Source organism: Oxalicibacterium sp., from assembly GCF_035565035.1.
In the GTDB taxonomy this organism is placed as follows: domain Bacteria; phylum Pseudomonadota; class Gammaproteobacteria; order Burkholderiales; family Burkholderiaceae_D; genus Oxalicibacterium.
Genome location: NZ_DATMTD010000116.1, coordinates 26,131 through 47,543, shown reverse-complemented (window position 1 = coordinate 47,543; position 21,413 = coordinate 26,131). Strand labels below are relative to the sequence as shown.

Genomic DNA, 21,413 nt, shown 5'->3' with positions numbered 1-21,413 from the left:
CCTGCGACGCTTTAGCGAAATTTGTATACCGCCTCGCAAGTTGTCATTAACTCGGCGGGTAAAGCTGTGTGGTATTTTACGCGTCTTGAAAAAAAACGGCAAAACCTCTTGAAAAGGGGCCGCGCCGGACTCGCATGCTCGTCTCCCTTTTCCGTCTTTTCTCCCTGCTGCCGTTGCCGATGTTGCATGCAATCGGCGTCGCAATTGGCTGGATCGTCTATCTCGCTTCGCCACGTTATCGCCGCCGCCTGAAGGCCAATCTCGCACAGGCAAATTTCGGCGATCATCTGCATGCGGCCATCGGCGAAGCCGGCAAGAGCGCATTCGAACTGCCATTCATCTGGTGCGCATCGCCGGAACGCGTGCTGCAGAAAGTCCGTATCGAAAACTGGAAAGCGATTGATGATGCGCTGGCGGCCGGCAACGGCATCATTTTCCTGACGCCGCATCTGGGCTGTTTCGAAGTATCGGCACAAATCGCCGCCTCGCAATTACCACTCACCGTGCTGTATCGCCCACCGAAACAGGCCGCGCTGAAACCGTTGATCGAAGGCGCGCGTGCGCGTCACAACCTCACGCTGGCACCAGCCAATTTAAGTGGCGTGCGCAGCCTGTTCAAGGTATTGAAACGCAATGGAGCGATCGGTCTGCTGCCAGATCAGGTACCGCAACAGGGCGAAGGCGTGTGGGCGAATTTCTTCGGCAAACCGGCCTACACCATGACCTTGCCCGGCAAGCTGGCACAGATGACGCACGCGGCCATCGTGCTCGCTTTTGCCGAACGACTGCCGCGCGGCAAAGGCTATGTGCTGCACCTTTCCTCCTTCACCGTCGAAAAAGATCTTCCGCCGGAGTTGCAGGCGGTTGCCATCAACGGCGCGATGGAAAAACTGATCGCACGCTGCCCCGCCCAGTATTTCTGGAGCTACAACCATTACAAGAAACCGTCCGGCGTCGCCGCACCGCAAGCCGAAGCGCCGGCTGGAGAAAACACATGATGATGCGGCTGCTTGTTTTTCTGATGTGGCTGCTGCACTGGCTGCCACTGCCGCTGCTGGCGCGTCTGGGTGAAGTGATAGGCGATCTGCTGTTCGCCTTCAAGAAGTCCCGGCGACACATCACGCTGACCAACCTGCGGCTATGCTTTCCCGAATGGAGCGAAGCGCAGCGCCACACTGTCGCGAAACAGCATTTCCGTTCCTATGCGCGCAGCGTGCTGGAACGCGGCATCCTGTGGTGGGGATCGGAAGCCCGCCTGCGCAGACTGATTCGCATCGAGCCTGGCGTCCCGGTCGAAGAAATCGCCGCCAGCCCGACTATTCTGCTGTGCCCGCATTTCGTCGGACTCGATGTCGCCGGCGTCGCCGTCATGCTGGAGTCATCGTTGTGCTCGATCTACACAAAGCAGTTGAACGATGTCTTCGACGAAGTGTTGCGCAAAGGTCGTTCACGCTTTCGTCCGGTCAAACTGGTTACGCGCGAAGATGGCGTCAAACCCATCATTCGTGCAATGCGCGAAGGCCTGCCGTTCTTCATGCTGCCGGACATGGATTTCGGCATGCAGGACGCCGCCTTCGTTCCGTTCTTCGGCATTCCCGCCGCCACGCTGACGGCCCCGGCGCGCATCGCTGCGGCAACGCAAGGCAAGATCGTTCCTGTGATCGCGACGTATCTGCCGAATTATCAGGGCTGGGTCGTGCGCTTCTATCCGGCGTGGGAGAACTATCCAGGACCGGATATCGTCGAGGCCACACGCAGAATGAATGCCTTTATCGAAGAGCGCGCACGCGAAGCGCCGGCTGAATACTTCTGGACGCATAAGCGTTTCAAGACGCGACCTCCCGGCGAACCGGGCTTTTATTCCCGCAACGATCAGGAAGATACGCGCTTTATTGCTGATTGATCGCTGATTGATTGCCCACTGATTGCCGACTGACGAACAGCAAACGCGTCATGCATAAATACAGGCCGCCGCTATAATCTCGGCATGAAACTCAAATTCACCAAAATGCATGGCGCCGGTAACGATTTCATCGTGATCGATGCCGTCAATCAACACATCGACTTCACCGCCGAACAATGGAAATTGCTGGCCGATCGGCGGTTCGGGATCGGTGCCGATCAGATGCTGGTCGTCGAAAAGGCGCAAGGTGCCGATGTCGATTTCCGTTACCGCATCTACAACGCCGATGGTGGCGAAGTCGAACAATGCGGCAACGGCGCGCGCGCGTTCGTGCGTTTCGTTACCGAAAAAAAGTTGACCGATAAACGAGCAATTCGCGTCGAAACCATGTCCGGCATCATCGAACCGCGCCTTGAAGACAATGGCAACATTACCGTCGACATGGGCCCACCTGTGCTGACGCCACGCGATGTACCGTTCAATACCGAAGGATTGCTCGGCAAGGTCGAGGGCGAACAGACGCTGTGGCCGCTCGATATTTGCGGCACGACAGAATGGGTTGCCGCCATCTCGATGGGCAATCCGCATGCCGTACAGGTAGTTGTCGATGTCGATACAGCACCTGTAGGCGAACACGGCGCCCAGATCGAACGCCACGAACGTTTTCCGAAGCGCGTTAACGCCGGCTTCATGCAAATTGTCGGCCGCAATGAAATCAAGTTGCGCGTCTTCGAACGCGGCGCTGGCGAAACGCTGGCCTGCGGCACCGGTGCCTGTGCTGCCGTCGTTTCCGGCATCCGTCGCGGGCTGCTGGCTTCGCCGGTCAAGGTACACACGCGTGGCGGCGACCTGTCGATTGCATGGGCGGGGAATACGTCGCCCGTCATGATGTCCGGCCCGGCCGTCACTGTATTCGAAGGCGAAATCGAACTCTGACGAGGATGCGATTACCTGTTGGCAGCGCAGCTTGAAATCGTGCTGTTGTCGGTTAAAATCCCCGCACAAGCCGACAACGCTGCAAGTACGCAAGACGATGTTCGCCTTCTTCATTTAATAACGAAAAGACTTCTCATGGATTCCAACGCCGTTGCCGATTACCTGCTGGATCACCCGCAATTTTTTGAAGAGCATGCCGAATTGCTGTCGCAGGTGAGATTGTCCAGCGCGCTCGGCGGCCGCACGCTGTCGCTGCAGGAACGCCAGATGGATGTGCTGCGCGACAAGCTGAAAGTGATGGAATTACGACTGGCCGAACTGATGCGCATCGGCCAGGAAAACGACCAGATCACGCACAAGTTCCAGACGTGGACACGCGAACTGCTGCTCGCACGCAACGATGTCGATCTGCCGCATACCTTGACGGTCGGCCTGCAAAACACATTTAACGTGCCGCACGTAACGCTGCGTTTGTGGGGCGTGGCAGAGGAATTCGCGCACGCGTGGTTTGCGGCGCCCGTCTCCGACGATTCACGTCTGTTCACGAACAGCCTGACTTCACCTTTTTGCGGCGGCAACAACGACTTTGAAGCAACCTCGTGGCTGGAAGATGCGCCGTCGATTCAATCGGTCGCCCTGCTGCCGCTACGCCTCGACGACGCTCCGGAAGCGTTCGGCCTTCTGGTGCTGGGCTCGCCGGATGCAAGTCGCTTCACGTCTGACATGGCGACGGATTTTCTGACCAACATCAGTCAGACGGCCAGTGCCGCACTGTCGAGCCTGCTCGACTGATTTACCTCACATCATGAGCAACGCCGTCAATCAAGCAAGCATCGACGGCTATCTCGATAGCCTGATCAGCCAGCGGCAATTGTCGCCACTGACCGTTGATGGGTATCGACGCGACTTGCTTGAACTGACCGCACTCGCGACAGCGTCCAGTCAGGACGCATCGCTTGCCGACACCACGCATTTTCAGATTCGCAAGTTTGCCGCACAACTGCATGCGAAAGGATTGAACGCACGTTCGATCGCACGCAAGCTGTCTGCATGGCGCGGTTTCTTCAACTGGCTGTCGGAGCAGAATGCGATTACGGCAAATCCGGTCGATGGCATCAAGCCGCCGAAGCGCAACAAACCGTTGCCGAAAGCACTGGCCGCCGACGATGCGGTGCGCCTCGTTTCCGAAACCAGTCCGGGCAAGAACGCAGACTCTGCCACGCAGTTATGCAATCACGCGATGTTCGAACTGCTGTATTCGAGCGGGTTGCGTGTGTCCGAACTCGTCGGACTTGACGTGCGTTACGCGCGAGAGGACCGTTACGTCTCTGCCGGCTGGATCGATTTCGACGCGCATGAAGTGACCGTGACGGGCAAGGGCGGCAAGACGCGCAGCGTACCGATCGGCCAGGCGGCGATCGACGCGCTCAATGCATGGCTCGCTGTGCGTTCATCGCTGGTCAGGCTGGATCCGCATCCGCTGTTTCTCGGCGAACGCGGCACGCGCGTTTCGGCGCGCGTCGTGCAGTTGCGCTTGAAAGCGCACGGACAGGCGCTCGGCCTGCCAACCGGCGTCCATCCGCACGTATTGCGTCATTCGTTTGCATCGCACGTGCTGCAATCTTCCGGTGATCTGCGCGCCGTGCAGGAGATGCTGGGGCACGCATCGATTTCCGCAACGCAGATCTACACATCGCTCGACTTTCAGCGACTGGCGCAGGTTTATGATGCTGCGCATCCGCGCGCAAAAAAGAAATCGCCGACCTCCTCCTGATTCAAGCAATGGAACGATAAACGCGACAGACGATCTTCCCGGCGAAACACTTGTTGCAACTCAATTGCAAAATTACGGCATAATTCTTTTGTCGCAGGCACTTTGCGTTTGCCATTCATTGTCACAAAGCAATCTCATGAAAAAAACTGCTGCCCCGGATTTTCCGGCACTGGCCGAACACCAATTACGGGAATCCTCGTTGCGCGCCACCGATGCCCGCATCAAGGTGCTGTCTGCGTTGCTGGGCGCCCGTTATGCGCTGTCGCATCAGGATGTGCAGGACGAATTGATCGACATGGATCGCGTCACGCTGTATCGCGCGCTTGACTGTCTGACCGATGCGGGGCTCGCGCACAAGATTGCCGGTGACGACCGCGTGTTTCGCTACAACGCGGCTGTCGAACAGCACGACCACGGTAGCGCACATGCGCAACAGCATCAGCACGGCCATTTCAAGTGCACGCGTTGTGCCCGGGTTTTCTGCATTGAAAACGTCGATGAAAAACTGCTTTCAAGCGCCAGCACGAAAATCGGCGCCGATGCGTCGCAAAAATCGTTGAAGCAGCAACTGCAGAAAGTCATGCAAACCACTCTCGGAAAAGGTTTCCAGAGTCACGATATCGAACTCACCATCAAGGGCTGGTGTGCCGATTGTGCACTCAAGACCGAATAAGCAAAACCAGACAAGGTAAAGAACATGGCATTGATTCCCACCACCATCCTCACCGGCTTTCTCGGCGCGGGAAAAACCACGCTGCTCAACCGCATCCTGCAGGAGCCCCATGGTTTCAGGATTGCCGTCATCGAAAACGAATTCGGCCAGGAAAACATCGACAACGAAATCCTGGTGCAGGATGGCACCGAGCAGATCGTCGAAATGAACAACGGTTGCATCTGCTGCACGGTGCGTGGCGACCTGATCGTGGCATTGACCAATCTGGCGCAGCGTCGCAATGCCGGCGAACTGCAGTTCGATCGTGTCGTCATCGAAACCACCGGCCTCGCCAATCCGGGACCGGTTGCACAAACCTTTTTCATTGACGAGGAAGTCGCATCCGAATATCGCGTTGACGCCGTCATCACGGTGGTCGATGCCAAGCATGCAATGCACCAGCTCGATACCTATGAAGAAGCACAGCGCCAGATCGGTTTTGCCGATCGCATCCTGCTGTCAAAAACCGACCTGATCGCAGCACAGGAACTGCAAACACTGACAGAACGCATCAAGCGCATCAATCCGCGCGCGCCGATTGGCAAAACCGATTTCGGCAAGGTGGCGATTGCCGAAGTGCTGGACCTGCACGGCTTCAACCTGAACGACAAGCTCGACATCGACCCGGATTTCATCAAGGCGGAAGAACATGCGCACGATCATGACCATCATGATCACGACCACGCATGCGATGCACATTGCGATCATGAGCACGACCATCATCATGGTCATCACAGCGACAATATCGCGGCCTTCGTCTTTCATGCCGATCGTCCGTTCAACACAGCCAAGCTGGATGAATTCCTCGGCGGACTGGTTCAGGTTTACGGTCCGCGCATGCTGCGCTACAAGGGCGTACTGTGGATGGAAGGCGCCGATCGCAAGGTTGTTTTTCAGGGTGTGCACCAGTTGATGGGCACCGACATCGGCGGCAAATGGGGCGAAAACGAGACGCGTGGCAGCAAAATGGTGTTCATCGGGCAGAATTTGCCGAAAGACACGTTTATTCTCGGATTGAAACAATGTTTGGTATAAACTACCGTGGTTTTAAGCTCAGGAGGTAGCGGCCTGTAGATGCGAGGGAGGCAATCGCGCAAGGCCCGATGCGATCCGAATGTGGGAAGGTTCATCAAGGACAAGGGACTATGAACGCAACCGTCACAAAATCTGCTAAAAGCGCAAAAAAAACAGCTCCCAAGAACGCTGCAGTCGCACGCAATCCGGCCGCAAAAAAAACGCCGGCAAAATCGTCGGTGAAAGCCCTGGCCGGCAAGGTCGTCAAGGCACTGGCAAAGCCGTTGAAAGCCGCCGCAAAATCCGCCTCCTCCTCAGTAAAGAAAACACCCGCCAAGAGTGCGGTAAAATCAACGAAGCCGGTTGCAAAGACAACCAAGGCGAAGACACCGACGGCAAGCAGATCAAGCGCTGTCAAGACGGCAAAGCCGCCTGTCAAAGCCGCCGTGAAGGCAAAACCAGCCGGCAAGACGACAGCGAAACCTGCAGTAAAGGCCGCTGCCCCTGTCCGCAAACCAGCGGTAGCGATACCCGAAAAAAACGCATCCCGATCCGGGGCAACGAGCGGCAGCAAGACCGCCTCCGGACCGACGGATAAAATTGAACAATTCGTTTCAAAGGCAAGAGAAGTGGCAACCAAGACATCAAAAGCATCTCCGACCGCAATCGATGGCGCGCTGTTATCCGAAGAACAGATTCTGAAGATGAGCGACAAGGACTACATGAACGAGGCGCAACTCGCGTTTTTCCGGAATCGTCTGCAACAGCTTGAAAAGGATCTGCTGAAGAACGCAGATGAAACCACTGAACATCTGCGCGAAACCGTGCTCGTTCCGGATCCTGCCGATCGTGCCACGATCGAGGAAGAACATGCACTGGAACTGCGCACGCGCGATCGTGAACGCAAGCTGCTGAAAAAGGTACAGCAATCGATCGCTGCCATCGATGCCGGCGATTACGGCTGGTGCGAAGAAACCGGCGAACCGATTGGCGTGCCACGTCTGCTGGCCCGTCCGACCGCGACGCTGTCGCTCGAAGCACAGCAACGCCGCGAACTGAAGCAGAAACTGTACGGCGACTGATCGACCGGCCGGCATTCCCGGCTTGCTGTATCAGTCCTGCATCAACAACAAGCGCGCGGCCTCTATCCGCGCGCTTTGTTTTTTTGTAGAATGCAACCTTGTTGCAATAATCGCCTCCTGATATTCGTCATGCCGTACGGCCTGTTATCCGCAGACAAACGACATGACAATCCGGAGACAAGCCACAGGATCGTTCCTTGAAACCTGTCTTTCCATTCATGCGTCGTACTCACCGGCCCTGCTTCGCGGCAGTGCTGATTGCGCTCGTGCTGTTTGCGCAATGGATGGGATTGAAACACCGGATCGAGCATGCCGACCTGATCGACGGGCGCCATACCGTTCTGCATGTCGCAGCGCAAGCTGCCGGAGCCGATCTGCCGATCGAATATGCCGGCGAAAAAACGCACTCTTGTGCCTTGTACGACGGTGTGGCATTGGCCGATTCGGCACCGCCCCTGTTCTTCCTGCCCGTGCTGCAAGCCAGCACTCGGATTCTTGCCCTGTGGGTCGCCCATGCTTCATGGGATGCACCGCTACTCTGTCACTTCTCTTCTCGCGCGCCGCCGCGGGCGTAATCGACCTTCCCTCGCTTGCCGTATCCGGTTGCACTGCAACGATCCGGCCGTCTTCATTCGTTTTCAAGGAAGTATCAATGATTGCCCAACGCACCCTGCTGGCGAGCGCCGTTCTGTCCGCGCTTGCCTCACTGTCGCACTCCGCTTTTGCCCAAACGCCTCCGGATGCAACAACGTCCGACAGTACTGCCACCACCACGCTGCCTGCCGTCGTCGTTACCGCGACGCCTTTCGGCAATGATGAAAATTCCGAGATCCTCGCGCCGACGACCGTACTGAGCGGAGACGAACTGCGCAACAAACTCGGCAATTCCCTCGGCGATACGCTGTCGCACGAACTCGGTGTTTCCGCATCGGCCTTCGGTGCCGGCGCATCGCGTCCGATCATTCGCGGCATGGAAGGTCCGCGCGTGAAGATTCTGCAGAACGGCATGTCGATTCTCGACGCGTCCAGCCTGTCGAACGACCACGCCGTCGGCGGCGAAGCATCGACCGCGCGCCAGATTGAAATCCTGCGCGGCCCGGCATCGTTACTGTACGGTTCCGGCGCCATCGGCGGTGTCGTCAACATCGTCAACGACCGCATTCCAACCGTGCTGAATGCCAAGCCGACCGGCGATGCGGAAGTGCGCTACGGCACCGTCGACCACATGAAAAATACATCGCTGTCGATCGACGGCGCAGCCGGCGACATCGGCCTGCATATCGACGGCAACCTGCGCGATGCCGATGACTACAAGATCCCCGGCCACGCGGATGCCAACGATCCGGGCTCGGCCAGCGGCCGGCTGCCGACCTCGTTCGCACGCACCAACAGTCTCGGCGTTGGCGCGTCCTACATCCAGAGCTGGGGCCACATCGGCGCATCGGTTGGCGTCAACGACGATCGCTACGGTATCCCGACCGATGAGCGTTCCTACATTACGCTGAAACAAACGCGCATCGATCTCGACGGCCTGATCAAGGAACCATTCGGCGGCATGTTCGAATCGCTGCGCTTCAAGATCGGCAACACCGACTACAAGCACACCGAACATGAAGAAGACGGCACGCCCGCCACCGACTTCAAGAACGACGCGATTGAGAGCCGCTGGGAGCTGACACACAAGCCGATCAACGGCTGGCGCGGCACCTTCGGCATCCAGACCGAAAACTCGAAATTCTCTGCCCTCGCCGCGGATGGCAGCGGACCGGAGACCGTGCCGATCACCAAATCTGACTCGATCGCCGGCTTCATCGTCGAGGAACGCGACTTTGGTCCGTTCAAATTGACCGGCGGTGCACGCCTCGAAAGCGTCAAGCGCAAGCCGCAGGATGATGCGCTGGTCGATCGCGACTTTACGCTCGGTTCGTATTCGGTCGGCGGCCTGTGGACCTTCACGCCGGGTTATGCGCTTGGCCTGACCGGTTCGGTCGCGCAACGCGCACCGGCGATCGAGGAGCTGTATTCGAACGGACCGCATGAATCGACCGGCACGTTCGATATCGGCGACAGCAATCTACGCAAGGAAACGTCGCACAACATCGAATTGAGCCTGCAGAAAACGACCGGCCTGATTCGCTGGAAAGCCAACGTTTACGAGAATCACGTGAAGGATTACGTCTTCGGCCGCACCAACGGCACCGTCAACGAGGACGGCATTGCCGATCCGGCCGGCGAGTTTACCGAACGCTTCTGGTCGCAGGGCGACGCGACGATACGTGGTGCCGAAGCGGAGATCAGCTACAACCTCGACGGCCCCGGCCTGTCGTTGCGCGGCTTCACCGATACATCGCGTGGCCGTCTTGACAACATGGGCGACCTGCCACTTCAGCCGGTGACGCGTGTCGGCGGCGAGATCGGTTATCGCCAGGGCCCATGGCGCTCCGGCCTGTCGGTTGTGCATGCCGACAGCCAGGATAATCTGGCCCGCTTCGAAACCTTCGCCACGCCGTCCTACACGCAGGTCGACGCTAACCTGTCCTACACGCAAAATCCATCTTCGGCCATGCCGATCACGTGGTTCGCCATCGCCAAGAACCTGACGAACGACGATATCCGTCTGTCGACATCGGTCCTGAGCGATGTCGCCCCGCTGCCTGGCAGAAACCTGATCGTTGGTGTACGGACAAGTTTCTAAACCACGCATTTTCCGTATCGCGCAAGCCGTTTTTTTGGCTACACTAGTAAACCTGCCGTGACTGAAAAGTTACGGCAGGTTACTTTTTTTGGCGTCGAGCGTTATACGCTTTGTGTTACCTTTGCGGAACTTTCGTACCGCTCCGAACCGATCGATGACCGTTTTTACGACGTTCGGGGTGTCTTAACAACTTTGGCGCATTGCCGGCAACGGCAACTGCAAGCCGTTGCAGACCAGGACTGACGTGGGGATTTTTTCGCTATTCGGCAAGAAAGACGGCCAGCCGGCACGCAAACCGACTGAGTCCGACGCTTCACGCAAACGACGCGACACCAATACAAGCCGTCCGGTCAAAAGCGAAACCGAAGAAACACAACGCGTGCAACGCAAGGCCGCGGAGGCGACCGCGATGAAGATCGACGCGATCGAATCCGAGATGTCGTCCGAATTCGTCAAACCGCTGCCGTTCAGCGGCAACACGATGCCCGGTCCGCCAAGCCAGTTCCTCAATACCAATCTGCCGCGTCCGGATGCTCCGGCCACTCCGCAAAAGAAGCCGCAGGTTGCCGCCAAAGCGGAAACGCCCGCCGCAGACCAAGTTGACAATTCCGGCGCGCTGCCCGACATCATGGGCGCCAGCACCGCCTTCCTGCTCGGTGCCGAAACCGTTATCGGCCCTGTCGCGATTTCCGCATCGGAAGCCGCACCCGTCATCGAGGAAGCCGCCATCCTGTTCGCCAACGGCCAGACCGATCTGGTTGAACCAATCCTGCTCAATGCCATCGCCGAAGATGCGCTCGGCAGCACGCCGCTGACCGTGTGGGGCATGCTGTTCGACCTGTACCAGATCACCGGCCAGCACGACAAGTTTGAAAGTCTTTCGCTCGAATACGCCAACAAGTTCGAAATGTCGCCACCTGCGTGGGTTGAAAGCGGCAAGGTCGAACCGCAGGCCGCTGCGACGCCACGCTCCGGTTCCACACCCGGCGTCGCCTTCCCGGCAAGACTCGACGCCGGCATCGTCAAGCAACTGGAACGCGTCAAGAACATGGCCACGATGGGCAACGTACTGCGCCTCGAATTCGCCCGCGTGACGGAAGTCGATCCGATCGGTTGCGGCCTGTTGCTCAGCGTCCTGAAAAAATTGCAGAAATCCGGCCACAACCTGATTCTCGTCGGTGCCGCAGAACTGGCCGACAAGATTCGCTCGATCCTGGCCGTCGGTCGTCGCGACGAAACCGAAGCGCCATGGCTGCTGCTGCTCGAACTGCTGCGCCTGCTGAACCGCGAAACCGAATTCGAGGAAACCAGTATCGATTACTGCATCACCTTCGAAGTGTCACCGCCGGCTTTCGTCTCGCCACAGGACAAGGTCGTTACCGATTCGGAAGAAAAGGTCGAGCAGGAAGACAACACCGACCGTTTCATGATGCCGGTTGTGATCGATAGCCGCAACGAAACGCTGCTGCAGAACATCACCGCACACGTGCACAAGCACAATCCGGCCATTCTCGACTGCTCACGGCTGGCGCGCATGGATTTCGCCGTCGCCGGCTGGCTGTTCGGCGGCATGACGCCGCTGATCAACAGCGGCAAGGTCATCGAACTGCATAACGTCAACCATTTCGTCACCGCGCTATGCGGCGTGATGGGCATCAAGGACATCATCCGCGTTGTTCCGCGCAAGGCCTGACCGCCCGGAAACAGCGTACGACGCAGCACACGAAGCGACGCAAAAACGCAACGCAATACGACGACGCAATTGCCACTTGCAATTGCCCCGTCCGTCCCCATTTTTTCCTGCATTACGCAATCTTCATCAGCAACTTCAACACGGCTCTCCCAGCCGCTTCATTCAGAGGCCAGCATGGAACAATTTCACGGCACCACCATTCTGTCGGTGCGACGCGGCAACTCCGTCGCCCTTGGCGGCGACGGTCAGGTCACCCTCGGCAACATCGTCATGAAAGGCACGGCGCGCAAGGTGCGCAAGGTTTACAACGGCAAGGTACTGGTTGGCTTTGCCGGCGGTACGGCGGACGCCTTCACGTTGCTGGAACGTTTTGAAGCCAAGCTCGAAAAACATCAGGGCAATCTGATGCGCGCATCGGTCGAACTGGCAAAAGACTGGCGCACCGACCGCATGCTGCGCCGTCTCGAAGCGATGCTGCTGGTTGCCGATCACGAAACCACGCTGGTTATCACCGGCAACGGCGACGTGCTGGAACCGAACGACGGCATCGGCGCGATCGGCTCCGGCGGCAGCTACGCGCAATCGGCTGCCAAGGCGCTGCAGGAAAATACCGATCTGTCGCCGGCCGAAATCGTCAAGAAATCGCTGACCATCGCCGGCGAGTTGTGCATCTATACCAACCTGTCACACATCATCGAAACGCTGGATTAACCAGAACAAACACCGGACACTGAACGACGCATTGAGCGCATACACCATGAACATGACACCACAGGAAATCGTTTCGGAACTCGACAAGCACGTCGTCGGCCAGGGCAAGGCGAAACGCGCCGTCGCCATTGCATTGCGCAATCGCTGGCGCCGCCAGCAGGTCGAAGAACCACTGCGTCACGAAATCACGCCGAAAAATATTCTGATGATCGGCCCGACCGGCGTCGGCAAGACTGAAATCGCACGACGTCTCGCCAAACTGGCCGATGCCCCTTTCATCAAGATCGAAGCAACCAAATTCACCGAAGTCGGTTACGTCGGCCGCGATGTCGATACCATCATTCGCGACCTGATCGACATCGGCATCAAGCAGACGCGCGAAGCGGAAACCCGCAAGGTGCGCGCCCGTGCCGAAGATGCGGCGGAAGATCGCATTCTCGACATCCTGCTGCCGCCGGCGCGCGATTTCGGTTTCAGCTCGACGCCAGGCAGCACTGAAGCGAGCAAGGATAGTGGCAACACCACGCGCCAGACTTTCCGCAAGCGTTTGCGCGAAGGTTCGCTGGATGACAATGAAATCGAAATCGAATTATCCGAAGCCGGACCGACGATGGAAATCATGGCGCCGCCCGGCATGGAAGAAATGACCGAGCAGATCAAGTCGATGTTTTCCGGTGTGGGCGGCAGCCGCAAGAAAATGCGCAAGATCAAGATTCGCGAAGCGATGAAACTGCTGATCGACGAAGAAGCCGGCAAGCTCGTCAATGAAGATGAACTGAAACAGAAAGCGATTGCCAACGTCGAACAGAACGGCATTGTATTCCTCGACGAAATCGACAAGATCGCCACACGTTCCGAACACGGCGGCGCTGACGTGTCGCGCGCCGGGGTACAGCGTGATCTGTTGCCGCTGGTGGAAGGCACGACCGTCAATACCAAATACGGCATGATCAAGACCGATCACATTCTGTTCATTGCGTCCGGCGCTTTTCATCTGGCAAAGCCGTCAGACCTGATTCCGGAGCTGCAGGGACGTTTTCCGATTCGCGTCGAACTGGAATCGCTTTCGATCGCCGATTTCGAGCGTATCCTGACCGGCACGGACGCCTGCCTGACCAGACAGTACGAAGCACTGATCGGCACCGAAGACGTGAAGATCGACTTCACACCGGAAGGTATTCAGCGCATGGCGGAAATCGCCTATTCAGTCAACGAAAAAACCGAAAACATCGGTGCCCGTCGCCTGTACACGGTAATGGAGAAATTGCTGGAAGAGATATCGTTCTCCGCCACGGAAAGCACGGAGAAAACGCTGACAATCGATGCCGCCTATGTCGATGAAAGACTGGGCGCACTTTCGGTCGACGAGGATCTGTCACGCTACGTGCTGTAATTCCCAAAGGGAACTTGCAGCGTGCGTCGGCGTGCGCATTAACGAGCGAGGCAACATCATGGCCAACAAGTCGCTAGCCAAACGGCAGAAGCTGACCATTCGCATCGAGCCTTCGCAAAAGGCGCTGAAACCGCGCAATCCTCTGGTGACGGCGGCACGCCAACGTGTCGCCGGTCCGCATCAAAAGACGGTTTCTGCGCAACGACAGGAACAAAAACGCCTGCTGAACAAAAAACTGACAAAGCCGGAAGACGAATAAATCCTGATTTACGCGAGGCCCATCTTGCACGGTGCCCGCATTGCAATCCGTCATCAATTGATCGTCTTCGCTTTATTGTTATAAGCTTCATGTGGCCTCTCGGCCGAAAGCAACGCGCCGACGCATCGATGAACTGGAATCACGTTGAGGAGAACATGATGGCTCTACCGCACGCAACATCCGGGCAATTGATCGACATCCGGCCGCTTGGCACACGTATCGCGGCATCCACCTCCAATGCGCTGTTCAAAACGCCGCAACTGGAATTGATGCGCCTGGTTCTGCCGCGCGGCAAGGGTATGCCCGAACATTCGGTACACGGACCGGTGACGATTCAATGCATAGAAGGTGCGATCGAACTGCATGCGCATCAAACGACGCAAACAGTACGTGCAGGGGAACTGGTTTATCTGGCCGGTGGTGAGCCACATGCGCTGCAGGCGCTGGAAGATTCTTCGGTGCTGTTGACGATACTGCTGCCGCACTAGGATTGCGGTCGCATGGCGGCCGATGATATGTGTTTATCTGCGCGTTATTGACCCAACTGCGGCGGACCGATCACGAGCGACGCATCACGCCGCTTCGTCACGTGGATCGCGTGACAACAACCGCTCCACCAGATCGCGTGGCGAATCACCGTCGAACAATACAGCCGCAACGGCATGCGCGATCGGCATGTCGATACCGCGCTGCGCCGCAAGCGCACGAACCGTTTGCGCGCAGCGCACGCCTTCCGCGACATGCCCGAGCTCGGTCACAATTTGTTCCAGCTTCTTGCCTTGCGCCAAGCCAAGTCCGACACGACGATTGCGCGACAGATCGCCGGTACAGGTCAGGATCAGGTCTCCCATGCCGGTCAGGCCGGTGAATGTTTCGGCCCTGCCACCCAATGCGACGCCGAGGCGCATGATTTCCGCCAGACCACGGGTGATCAACGCAGCACGCGCATTCAAACCGAGGCCGAGGCCGTCGATAACGCCCGTTGCAATTGCCAGAATGTTTTTTACTGCGCCCCCGACTTCGACACCAATCACATCGTCCGTCGAATAGACGCGAATGTTACGGCCGTGCACCACACTTACCACGCGGTCGCGCAATGCTGCACTGTCGGATGCAATCGCCAGCGCGCATGGCAAACCGCGCGCAACTTCCTGCGCGAACGACGGGCCGGACAACACGCCCGCCGGGATGTCACGTCCCAGGACCTCGCGCACAACCTGGTGAGGCAGCAAATGCGTCTGCTCTTCGAATCCCTTGCACAGCCAGACAATATTCGGAATCTTGTGACCCTTCAGTTGCGCAGCAAGCGGGCGTAAACCCGACAGTGACGTCGCCACCAGCAGCAAGCCATCCGATTCGACATGCGCAACCGCTGCATCGAAATCCGCCGTCATCGAAACGGCATCCGGCAACGGAAAGCCCGGCAGGTAGGCCGTATTCTCCCGATGCTCCTGTGCTTTCTGCATGACATCGGCATCGCGCCCCCACAACACGACGGAATGCCGATCAGCCAGAGCAATCGCCAGCGCCGTGCCCCAGGCACCCGCGCCAAGTATGGTGATATTCATGCGATGGAGTGAGGATTCAAGTTAGTGAAACGGTGGAATGAAAAATAGGAAGGGCGCAGAAACGACGAGAAAAATGAACGAACGAGAAAGACGATGCATCCGTGCGAACCTCATTCGCCCCAGACTTCGCTCGTTTTGACAAAACCGCCGGTGCCATCCTGATGCCGTACCTTGACCCAGCCGGCAGCGGCAGGAGCAGCCAGTTCCAGCAACACATTCTTCTCGATCGTCGCAACCACGGCAGAAGCATCGGCCGCCGTGGCGTGCATTTTCGCGCTGGCGGCAGTCACCACTACCATGCGTTTGCTCGTCAGTCCCTTGCTATCCAGCCAGGACAGATCGCCGCCCGCGTCACGCACCTTGCTCCAGCCGTCCTGATTCAGCACAACCTCGACCGGCATGCCGCGCGGTGCGACAAATACCTTGCGACCGCGGTCGGACGGCGCGTTGTACATGACGAGCGGATCAGCGCCAACCGATTTGAAATCGGCGGCAAGTACCGATGCAGCGGACGCAGACAACAACAGGAAGACAAAGGCGGAAACGGATCTTTTCATGCAATCACTCCACGATTGGCTGGATTGCGTTACGCCCCGATCGACGCGCAACGCGGGAAAAATCAGTGTCGCGCCGCCGACCCGTCAGCCATGACGATGCCGGCGCCATTTTCCTTCTGTTGTTGCGCGAAGGCTTCCAGGCGCTGCTGGTAAAACACTTCGAAATTGATCTCGGCCAGATGAACAGGCGGGAAGCCGGCGCGCGTGATGACGTCGGCGATGTTGGCACGCAGGTAAGGATAGATCACATTCGGGCAGCCGATGCCGAGCAGCGGGTCGAGCTGTTCTTCCGGAATATTGCGTATTTCAAAAATGCCGGCCTGCTTGCCTTCAACGAGGAAGGCAACCTTGTCCTGGACCTTGGCGGTCACGGTAATGGTTACCGTCGATTCGATGATGCCCTCCGCGACCGGTTGTGCACCCACATCCACCGCGATCTCGATCGTCGGCGATTCCTGTTCCAGAAAAACAGCAGGGGAATTCGGTTGTTCCAGCGACATGTCCTTCAGGTAGACACGCTGGATCTGGAATACGGGTTGTTGGTTTTCGTCAGCCATGAGGCACTTTCATCGAGGATTGAAGAAAGCGGGCTCGCGCCCGCTTGAATTGAAATCAGTACTGCCGGCTCATGCGCCCTGCAGCAAGCTGTCCAGCTTGCCGGCGCGCTCCAGCGCGTTCAGGTCGTCGAAACCGCCAACATGCGTATCGCCAATGTAAATCTGCGGTACCGTGCGGCGACCGGTTTTCTGCATCATGGTGACGCGTTGCTCCGGCTCCAGATCGACGCGAATCTTCTCGATCGCATCGACACCTTTTGCCTTCAGCAGCCTTTCGGCCATCATGCAATAAGGGCAAACGCCCGTGCTGTACATCGTTACATGCGCAGTCATCATCAATCCTTATTTGGCAAGCGGCAGGCTTTGCGATTGCCATTCGTCCATGCCGCCCAACAGGCTCACGGCTTCCCCGAAGCCTTCCTTTTTCAACATTGAGGTTGCCTTGGTCGATTGCAAGCCCTTGTTGCAGACGACAATGACAGGACGCGCCTTGAATTTTTCCAGTTCGGCGATGCGGCCCTTGAGTTCTTTTAATGGAATGTTCTTCGCATCCCGAATATGACCGGCCGCAAAATCTTCCGTTGAACGTACGTCGAGAACCAGCGTCTTACCCTGGTTGATCAACTGCGTTGCTTGCAACGCGGTAACTTTCGCACCGATGCCGCGCATCGTATGGACGATCAGCGCGCCGCCGGATAACAGTGCAATGGCGATCAGAAAAATATTATCAATGATGAATTTCACGGTGTTCCACTGGGTTGAATGAATGCCGGCATTATAAAATAGAAGACAAATAGAAGACCGAATACAATTCGGATTCGGCATTTTGCATCAAAAAACCATTACTTACCTATTAGAACCATGTACAAAATCGTATTGATGCGCCACGGCGAGTCCACATGGAATCTCGATAATCGCTTCACCGGCTGGGCAGATGTCGATTTGACGCAGAAAGGCTGCGCGGAAGCAAAACGCGCCGGCGAACTGCTGCGGGAAGCTGGTTTTACATTCGACCTGGCGTATTCGTCGATGCTCAAGCGCGCGATACGCACGCTGTGGATCGCCCTGGATGAAATGGACCTGATGTGGATTCCGGTCGTCTGCCACTGGCGCCTCAACGAGCGTCACTACGGCGCGCTGCAAGGCATGAACAAGGCGGAAACGGCCGCCCAATACGGCGAAGACAAGGTGATGCAGTGGCGCCGCAGTTTCGACATCCCACCGAAATTGCTGGAGCAGGACGATCCGCGCGCATCATATGACGATCCGCGTTATGCAGATCTCGCACGCAGCGACATTCCGATGGGCGAATGCCTGAAGGACACCGTAGAGCGCGTCATCCCTTACTGGAACGACACGATCGCGCCGCAAATCCGCTCCGGCAAGAACGTCATCATTTCCGCGCACGGCAACAGCCTGCGCGCATTGATCAAGGTGCTGGACAACATCAGCGACAAGGACATCGTGACGCTGAACATTCCGAACGGTCGTCCCATCGTCTACGAACTCGATGCCGACCTCAAGCCGATTCGTCACTACTATCTCGGCGAACCGGCCGCAACGCCAACACCAATCGCACAGGCCAGATAAGCTCCGTGCCGATATCGATTGTTTCGCGCCTCGGATTGACGATGCGTCCGCTGCTTTCTCTGATCCTGCCGCTTGCTCTGGCAGTTGCGCTGCCGACTGCACACGCGCAAAAAGAGACGGATCGCAGCAAGCAGAAGAAAATTGCCGAAACCGAACGCGCCGATCTGCGGCAGAAGCTCACAGCACTCAAGCGCAGCATCAACAAGACGGAAAGCGCGAAAAGCAGCGCAGCCGATGCGCTAGCGGAATCGGAAGCTGCCATTTCCGACGCCAAGCGCAATCTGCGCGATCTGGCCGACGAGCAGAAGCAGACCGAAGCCAAGCTTAACGAACTGTCGAGGCAAATGGCAGAGCTGCAAAAAATCGTCGATGCCCAGCAGAAGCAACTCGCCACGCTGTTGCGCGATCAATATGTCGCCGGCAACGAAGACCGCATCAAGCTGCTGCTGTCCGGCGACAACCCGAATCGCATCAATCGCGAGCTGCAATACATGGGCTACGTGTCGCGTGCGCAAGCCACGCTGATCGAATCGCTGCGCACCAACCTGCACACGCTGGAAGAAAATCAGGCCGAGGTGCAGAACGCCAAGGCCGAGCTGGATGAAATCGCCGATGAAGCACGCGGCCAGCACGCCATCCTGCAAAAGGAAAAGGCACAGCGAGCCGCACTGCTGTCGCAACTGTCGAACAAGCTTGCGGCCCAGCGTAAGGAAGCCGGCAACATCGAACGCAATGAACAACGCTTGTCGACACTGGTCGACAAACTTGGCGTATTGATTGCAGAGCAGCGCAGGAAGGAAGCCGCGGCAGCCGAAAAACGCCGTCAGGAACGTCTTGCACGTGCCAAGGCGGAACGCGAACGCAAGCTGGCACAACAAAACGCCAAACCGGGCAAAACCGGCAAGCCGGATAATCCGGACGCCATCGAGGATGACGAACCGCCACCGGCCACTACACTGGCGCGCAACGAGTTGACGCCGGATGCCGGCATGCCTGACGGCGCCTTTGCTGCCCTGCGTGGTCGCTTGCGTCTGCCGATTGCGGGTGACCTGATCGCCCGTTACGGCAGCAAGCGCGGCGACGGCCCGTCATGGAAAGGCTTGTTCATTCGCGCGTCGGAAGGAACGGAAGTCAAGGCTGTTGCCGGCGGTCGCGTGGTATTTGCCGACTGGCTGCGCGGATTCGGCAACCTGATCATCATCGATCACGGCAACCAGTATCTGACCATTTACGGAAATAACCAGTCGGTGCTGAAACACGCCGGCGATATCGTCAAATCCGGTGATGTCATTGCCAGCACAGGGAATAGCGGCGGCAATGACCAATCAGGTTTATACTTTGAAATGCGGCACAATGGCCGCGCGTTCGACCCGCTCGGTTGGGTAATTATCAGGTGAACATGGGAACGAAACTCAAGAATATCGCACTGGTCGGTCTGGGCATGATTGCCGGCGCGGTCGGGATGGGCACGCAACTCGATGCCATGGCGCAGAAAAATGCCAGTTCGGCATTGCCGCTCGAAGAACTGCGCCAGCTGGCCGACGTCTTCGGCCTGATCAAATCGGATTATGTCGAGCCGGTCGACGACAAGAAGCTGCTGACGGAAGCCATTTCCGGCATGGTGTCGTCGCTCGATCCGCACTCCGCCTATCTTGATAAAAAGGCATTCAAGGAACTGCGCGAAGGCACGCAGGGCAAGTTCGTCGGTCTCGGCATCGAAGTCGGCATGGAAGACGGCTACGTCAAGGTGATTTCGCCGATCGAGGATTCACCTGCGTATCGCGCCGGCATCAAGGCTGGCGACCTGATCACGCGCCTGGATGCCACGCCGGTCAAAGGCCTGACGCTGGATGAAGCGGTCAAGAAAATGCGCGGCGAACCGAATACCAAGATCACGCTGACCATCGCACGCAAGGATGAAGACAAGCCAATCGTGGTCAACATCGTGCGTCAGGAAATCCGCGTGCAAAGTGTGAAGTCGAAAATGGTCGAACCCGGCTATGCCTGGTTGCGTATCTCGCAGTTCCAGGAACCGACCGTCGATGACATGACGAAGAAAATCGCCGCACTCTACGCCGAAGATCCGAACCTGAAAGGCCTGGTACTCGATCTGCGCAACGATCCGGGTGGTGTGTTGCCGGGCGCAATCGGTGTCGCGGCAGCCTTCCTGCCGAAGGATGTCGTCATCACCTCGACCAACGGCCAGCTCGCCGATTCGAAGCAGACCTTCTATGCACGCCGCGAGTTTTATGCAACCCGCACCGTCGGCGATCCACTGGCCAAACTGCCGGATGCCATCAAGAAGGTGCCGATGGTCGTGCTGGTCAATTCCGGCTCCGCATCCGCTTCGGAAATCGTCTCGGGCGCATTGCAAGATTACAAGCGCGCCACCATCATGGGCACACAAACCTTCGGCAAGGGCTCTGTCCAGACGATTCGCCAGTTGTCGCCGGATACCGCTGTCAAGCTGACCACCGCACGTTACTACACGCCGAACGGCCGCTCGATTCAGGCGCGCGGCATCGTGCCGGATCTGCTGGTGGACGAGACTGCGGAAGGCGATGGTCTGAATGGCCTGCGTCTGCGTGAAGCCGACCTGCAGAAGCATCTGATCAATGACAAGGACAAGGGACCGGAAGTCCATGCTGAAGTCGATCCGCTGGAAGAAGAGCAACGACTGATCGCACTGGAGAAGAAGCGCAAGCCACTGGAATTCGGCAGCAAGGATGACTTCCAGTTAACGCAGGCGTTGAATCAGCTGAAGGGCCTGCCGGTTGCATTGTCGAAGTCGCCAAAAGTCGAAACCAAGAAGGAGCCGAGCATCAACGATCCGAAGAATGGCGACAAGGGCAGCGAAAAAGATAGCGACAAGCACGACACCAAAGGCAACGACAAAGGCGACAAGAAATAATCGCAAACGCCGATGAAAAGAGCCGCAGCGATGCGGCTCTTTTTGATTGATGTACCGG

24 protein-coding genes are annotated in these 21,413 nt (G+C 57.7%); 18 read left to right on the top strand and 6 right to left on the bottom strand.

The genetic code is table 11. The features are described from left to right. Positions 1-134: 134 nt before the first annotated feature. The 7 genes from VN114_RS12890 (at position 135) to VN114_RS12860 (ending at position 6,360) form a co-directional block, all read left to right on the top strand. A complete protein-coding gene (locus VN114_RS12890; protein ID WP_325515481.1) occupies positions 135-998 on the top strand; it encodes a lysophospholipid acyltransferase family protein in 864 nt (287 codons plus the stop codon). Between the two features lie 2 nt (positions 999-1,000). Beyond that, a complete protein-coding gene (locus tag VN114_RS12885) occupies positions 1,001-1,903 on the top strand; it encodes a lipid A biosynthesis acyltransferase (protein WP_325515484.1) in 903 nt (300 codons plus the stop codon). A gap of 84 nt (positions 1,904-1,987) precedes the next feature. Continuing rightward, positions 1,988-2,839: a diaminopimelate epimerase gene (gene dapF / locus VN114_RS12880; protein WP_325515479.1), complete on the top strand. Its 852-nt coding sequence runs from the start codon at positions 1,988-1,990 to the stop codon at positions 2,837-2,839. Positions 2,840-2,974: 135 nt separating this feature from the next. Further along, positions 2,975-3,631 carry a DUF484 family protein gene (locus tag VN114_RS12875; RefSeq protein WP_325515478.1) on the top strand — a complete coding sequence of 219 codons (657 nt, stop codon included), beginning with the start codon at positions 2,975-2,977 and terminating at the stop codon, positions 3,629-3,631. A 13-nt stretch (positions 3,632-3,644) separates the two neighbouring features. Beyond that, entirely contained in the window at positions 3,645-4,613 is a 969-nt protein-coding gene (gene xerC / locus VN114_RS12870; protein ID WP_325515476.1) for a tyrosine recombinase XerC, read from the top strand. A 136-nt stretch (positions 4,614-4,749) separates the two neighbouring features. Beyond that, positions 4,750-5,286: a Fur family transcriptional regulator gene (locus VN114_RS12865; protein ID WP_325515474.1), complete on the top strand. Its 537-nt coding sequence runs from the start codon at positions 4,750-4,752 to the stop codon at positions 5,284-5,286. A 24-nt stretch (positions 5,287-5,310) separates the two neighbouring features. Next, positions 5,311-6,360: a GTP-binding protein gene (locus VN114_RS12860; protein ID WP_325515472.1), complete on the top strand. Its 1,050-nt coding sequence runs from the start codon at positions 5,311-5,313 to the stop codon at positions 6,358-6,360. 94 nt (positions 6,361-6,454) lie between these two features. Here the strand turns inward: VN114_RS12860 and VN114_RS12855 are convergent, their stop codons facing one another. Continuing rightward, positions 6,455-6,913 (bottom strand): hypothetical protein, encoded by a 459-nt coding sequence (locus VN114_RS12855; RefSeq protein ID WP_325515470.1) that lies wholly within the window; start codon positions 6,911-6,913, stop codon positions 6,455-6,457. Positions 6,914-6,968: 55 nt separating this feature from the next. On the opposite strand from VN114_RS12855, the gene dksA reads away from it, so the two are divergent. The 8 genes from dksA to VN114_RS12815 all read left to right on the top strand — a co-directional run bounded on the left by dksA (position 6,969) and on the right by VN114_RS12815 (position 14,660). Further along, a complete protein-coding gene (gene dksA, locus VN114_RS12850) occupies positions 6,969-7,421 on the top strand; it encodes an RNA polymerase-binding protein DksA (protein ID WP_325515468.1) in 453 nt (150 codons plus the stop codon). Between the two features lie 218 nt (positions 7,422-7,639). Further along, entirely contained in the window at positions 7,640-7,996 is a 357-nt protein-coding gene (locus VN114_RS12845; protein WP_325515467.1) for a hypothetical protein, read from the top strand. Between the two features lie 77 nt (positions 7,997-8,073). Further along, positions 8,074-10,116 (top strand): TonB-dependent receptor, encoded by a 2,043-nt coding sequence (locus VN114_RS12840; RefSeq protein WP_325515465.1) that lies wholly within the window; start codon positions 8,074-8,076, stop codon positions 10,114-10,116. Positions 10,117-10,360: 244 nt separating this feature from the next. Then, positions 10,361-11,809: a hypothetical protein gene (locus VN114_RS12835; protein WP_325515463.1), complete on the top strand. Its 1,449-nt coding sequence runs from the start codon at positions 10,361-10,363 to the stop codon at positions 11,807-11,809. Between the two features lie 174 nt (positions 11,810-11,983). Further along, the gene (hslV, locus tag VN114_RS12830) at positions 11,984-12,520 is read left to right on the top strand and encodes an ATP-dependent protease subunit HslV (protein WP_325515461.1); all 537 of its coding nucleotides are present in this window, start codon (positions 11,984-11,986) and stop codon (positions 12,518-12,520) included. 46 nt (positions 12,521-12,566) lie between these two features. Further along, positions 12,567-13,913, top strand: coding sequence for an ATP-dependent protease ATPase subunit HslU (hslU, locus tag VN114_RS12825; protein ID WP_325515459.1), 1,347 nt, complete (start codon positions 12,567-12,569; stop codon positions 13,911-13,913). 58 nt (positions 13,914-13,971) lie between these two features. Next, positions 13,972-14,172, top strand: coding sequence for a hypothetical protein (locus VN114_RS12820; protein ID WP_325515457.1), 201 nt, complete (start codon positions 13,972-13,974; stop codon positions 14,170-14,172). Positions 14,173-14,330: 158 nt separating this feature from the next. Next, the gene (locus tag VN114_RS12815) at positions 14,331-14,660 is read left to right on the top strand and encodes a cupin domain-containing protein (RefSeq protein WP_325515455.1); all 330 of its coding nucleotides are present in this window, start codon (positions 14,331-14,333) and stop codon (positions 14,658-14,660) included. An 84-nt stretch (positions 14,661-14,744) separates the two neighbouring features. Here VN114_RS12815 and VN114_RS12810 read toward each other — a convergent pair whose 3' ends face one another. From VN114_RS12810 to VN114_RS12790, 5 genes are all read right to left on the bottom strand, one after another. Beyond that, positions 14,745-15,740 carry an NAD(P)H-dependent glycerol-3-phosphate dehydrogenase gene (locus tag VN114_RS12810; RefSeq protein ID WP_325515453.1) on the bottom strand — a complete coding sequence of 332 codons (996 nt, stop codon included), beginning with the start codon at positions 15,738-15,740 and terminating at the stop codon, positions 14,745-14,747. Between the two features lie 110 nt (positions 15,741-15,850). Beyond that, the gene (locus VN114_RS12805) at positions 15,851-16,297 is read right to left on the bottom strand and encodes an SH3 domain-containing protein (protein WP_325515451.1); all 447 of its coding nucleotides are present in this window, start codon (positions 16,295-16,297) and stop codon (positions 15,851-15,853) included. Positions 16,298-16,359: 62 nt separating this feature from the next. Beyond that, a complete protein-coding gene (gene secB, locus VN114_RS12800; protein WP_325515449.1) occupies positions 16,360-16,854 on the bottom strand; it encodes a protein-export chaperone SecB in 495 nt (164 codons plus the stop codon). Between the two features lie 69 nt (positions 16,855-16,923). Next, positions 16,924-17,187: a glutaredoxin 3 gene (gene grxC, locus VN114_RS12795; RefSeq protein WP_325515447.1), complete on the bottom strand. Its 264-nt coding sequence runs from the start codon at positions 17,185-17,187 to the stop codon at positions 16,924-16,926. Positions 17,188-17,196: 9 nt separating this feature from the next. Further along, entirely contained in the window at positions 17,197-17,598 is a 402-nt protein-coding gene (locus VN114_RS12790) for a rhodanese-like domain-containing protein (RefSeq protein WP_325515445.1), read from the bottom strand. 117 nt (positions 17,599-17,715) lie between these two features. On the opposite strand from VN114_RS12790, the gene gpmA reads away from it, so the two are divergent. Genes gpmA through VN114_RS12775 form a run of 3 tightly spaced genes read left to right on the top strand, consistent with a single transcriptional unit; the run spans position 17,716 to position 21,355 of the window. Then, positions 17,716-18,444, top strand: a complete 729-nt coding sequence (gpmA, locus tag VN114_RS12785) for a 2,3-diphosphoglycerate-dependent phosphoglycerate mutase (protein ID WP_325515443.1) — start codon at positions 17,716-17,718, stop codon at positions 18,442-18,444. A 41-nt stretch (positions 18,445-18,485) separates the two neighbouring features. Continuing rightward, entirely contained in the window at positions 18,486-19,841 is a 1,356-nt protein-coding gene (locus VN114_RS12780; protein WP_325515483.1) for a murein hydrolase activator EnvC family protein, read from the top strand. Between the two features lie 2 nt (positions 19,842-19,843). Beyond that, a complete protein-coding gene (locus tag VN114_RS12775; RefSeq protein ID WP_325515441.1) occupies positions 19,844-21,355 on the top strand; it encodes a S41 family peptidase in 1,512 nt (503 codons plus the stop codon). Positions 21,356-21,413: the final 58 nt, after the last annotated feature.

What these genes read in the sequence shown, in the direction of transcription:
- VN114_RS12815 (WP_325515455.1), top strand. Translation starts at nt 14,331, where the DNA reads ATGGCTCTACCGCACGCAACATCCGGGCAATTGATCGACATCCGGCCG.
- hslU (WP_325515459.1), top strand. Translation starts at nt 12,567, where the DNA reads ATGAACATGACACCACAGGAAATCGTTTCGGAACTCGACAAGCACGTC.
- VN114_RS12860 (WP_325515472.1), top strand. Translation starts at nt 5,311, where the DNA reads ATGGCATTGATTCCCACCACCATCCTCACCGGCTTTCTCGGCGCGGGA.
- gpmA (WP_325515443.1), top strand. Translation starts at nt 17,716, where the DNA reads ATGTACAAAATCGTATTGATGCGCCACGGCGAGTCCACATGGAATCTC.
- dapF (WP_325515479.1), top strand. Translation starts at nt 1,988, where the DNA reads ATGAAACTCAAATTCACCAAAATGCATGGCGCCGGTAACGATTTCATC.
- VN114_RS12805 (WP_325515451.1), bottom strand. Translation starts at nt 16,297, where the DNA reads ATGAAAAGATCCGTTTCCGCCTTTGTCTTCCTGTTGTTGTCTGCGTCC.
- VN114_RS12820 (WP_325515457.1), top strand. Translation starts at nt 13,972, where the DNA reads ATGGCCAACAAGTCGCTAGCCAAACGGCAGAAGCTGACCATTCGCATC.
- VN114_RS12775 (WP_325515441.1), top strand. Translation starts at nt 19,844, where the DNA reads ATGGGAACGAAACTCAAGAATATCGCACTGGTCGGTCTGGGCATGATT.
- VN114_RS12810 (WP_325515453.1), bottom strand. Translation starts at nt 15,740, where the DNA reads ATGAATATCACCATACTTGGCGCGGGTGCCTGGGGCACGGCGCTGGCG.
- VN114_RS12845 (WP_325515467.1), top strand. Translation starts at nt 7,640, where the DNA reads ATGCGTCGTACTCACCGGCCCTGCTTCGCGGCAGTGCTGATTGCGCTC.
- VN114_RS12875 (WP_325515478.1), top strand. Translation starts at nt 2,975, where the DNA reads ATGGATTCCAACGCCGTTGCCGATTACCTGCTGGATCACCCGCAATTT.
- VN114_RS12780 (WP_325515483.1), top strand. Translation starts at nt 18,486, where the DNA reads ATGCGTCCGCTGCTTTCTCTGATCCTGCCGCTTGCTCTGGCAGTTGCG.
- hslV (WP_325515461.1), top strand. Translation starts at nt 11,984, where the DNA reads ATGGAACAATTTCACGGCACCACCATTCTGTCGGTGCGACGCGGCAAC.
- xerC (WP_325515476.1), top strand. Translation starts at nt 3,645, where the DNA reads ATGAGCAACGCCGTCAATCAAGCAAGCATCGACGGCTATCTCGATAGC.
- VN114_RS12890 (WP_325515481.1), top strand. Translation starts at nt 135, where the DNA reads ATGCTCGTCTCCCTTTTCCGTCTTTTCTCCCTGCTGCCGTTGCCGATG.
- VN114_RS12865 (WP_325515474.1), top strand. Translation starts at nt 4,750, where the DNA reads ATGAAAAAAACTGCTGCCCCGGATTTTCCGGCACTGGCCGAACACCAA.
- VN114_RS12885 (WP_325515484.1), top strand. Translation starts at nt 1,001, where the DNA reads ATGCGGCTGCTTGTTTTTCTGATGTGGCTGCTGCACTGGCTGCCACTG.
- VN114_RS12840 (WP_325515465.1), top strand. Translation starts at nt 8,074, where the DNA reads ATGATTGCCCAACGCACCCTGCTGGCGAGCGCCGTTCTGTCCGCGCTT.
- grxC (WP_325515447.1), bottom strand. Translation starts at nt 17,187, where the DNA reads ATGACTGCGCATGTAACGATGTACAGCACGGGCGTTTGCCCTTATTGC.
- secB (WP_325515449.1), bottom strand. Translation starts at nt 16,854, where the DNA reads ATGGCTGACGAAAACCAACAACCCGTATTCCAGATCCAGCGTGTCTAC.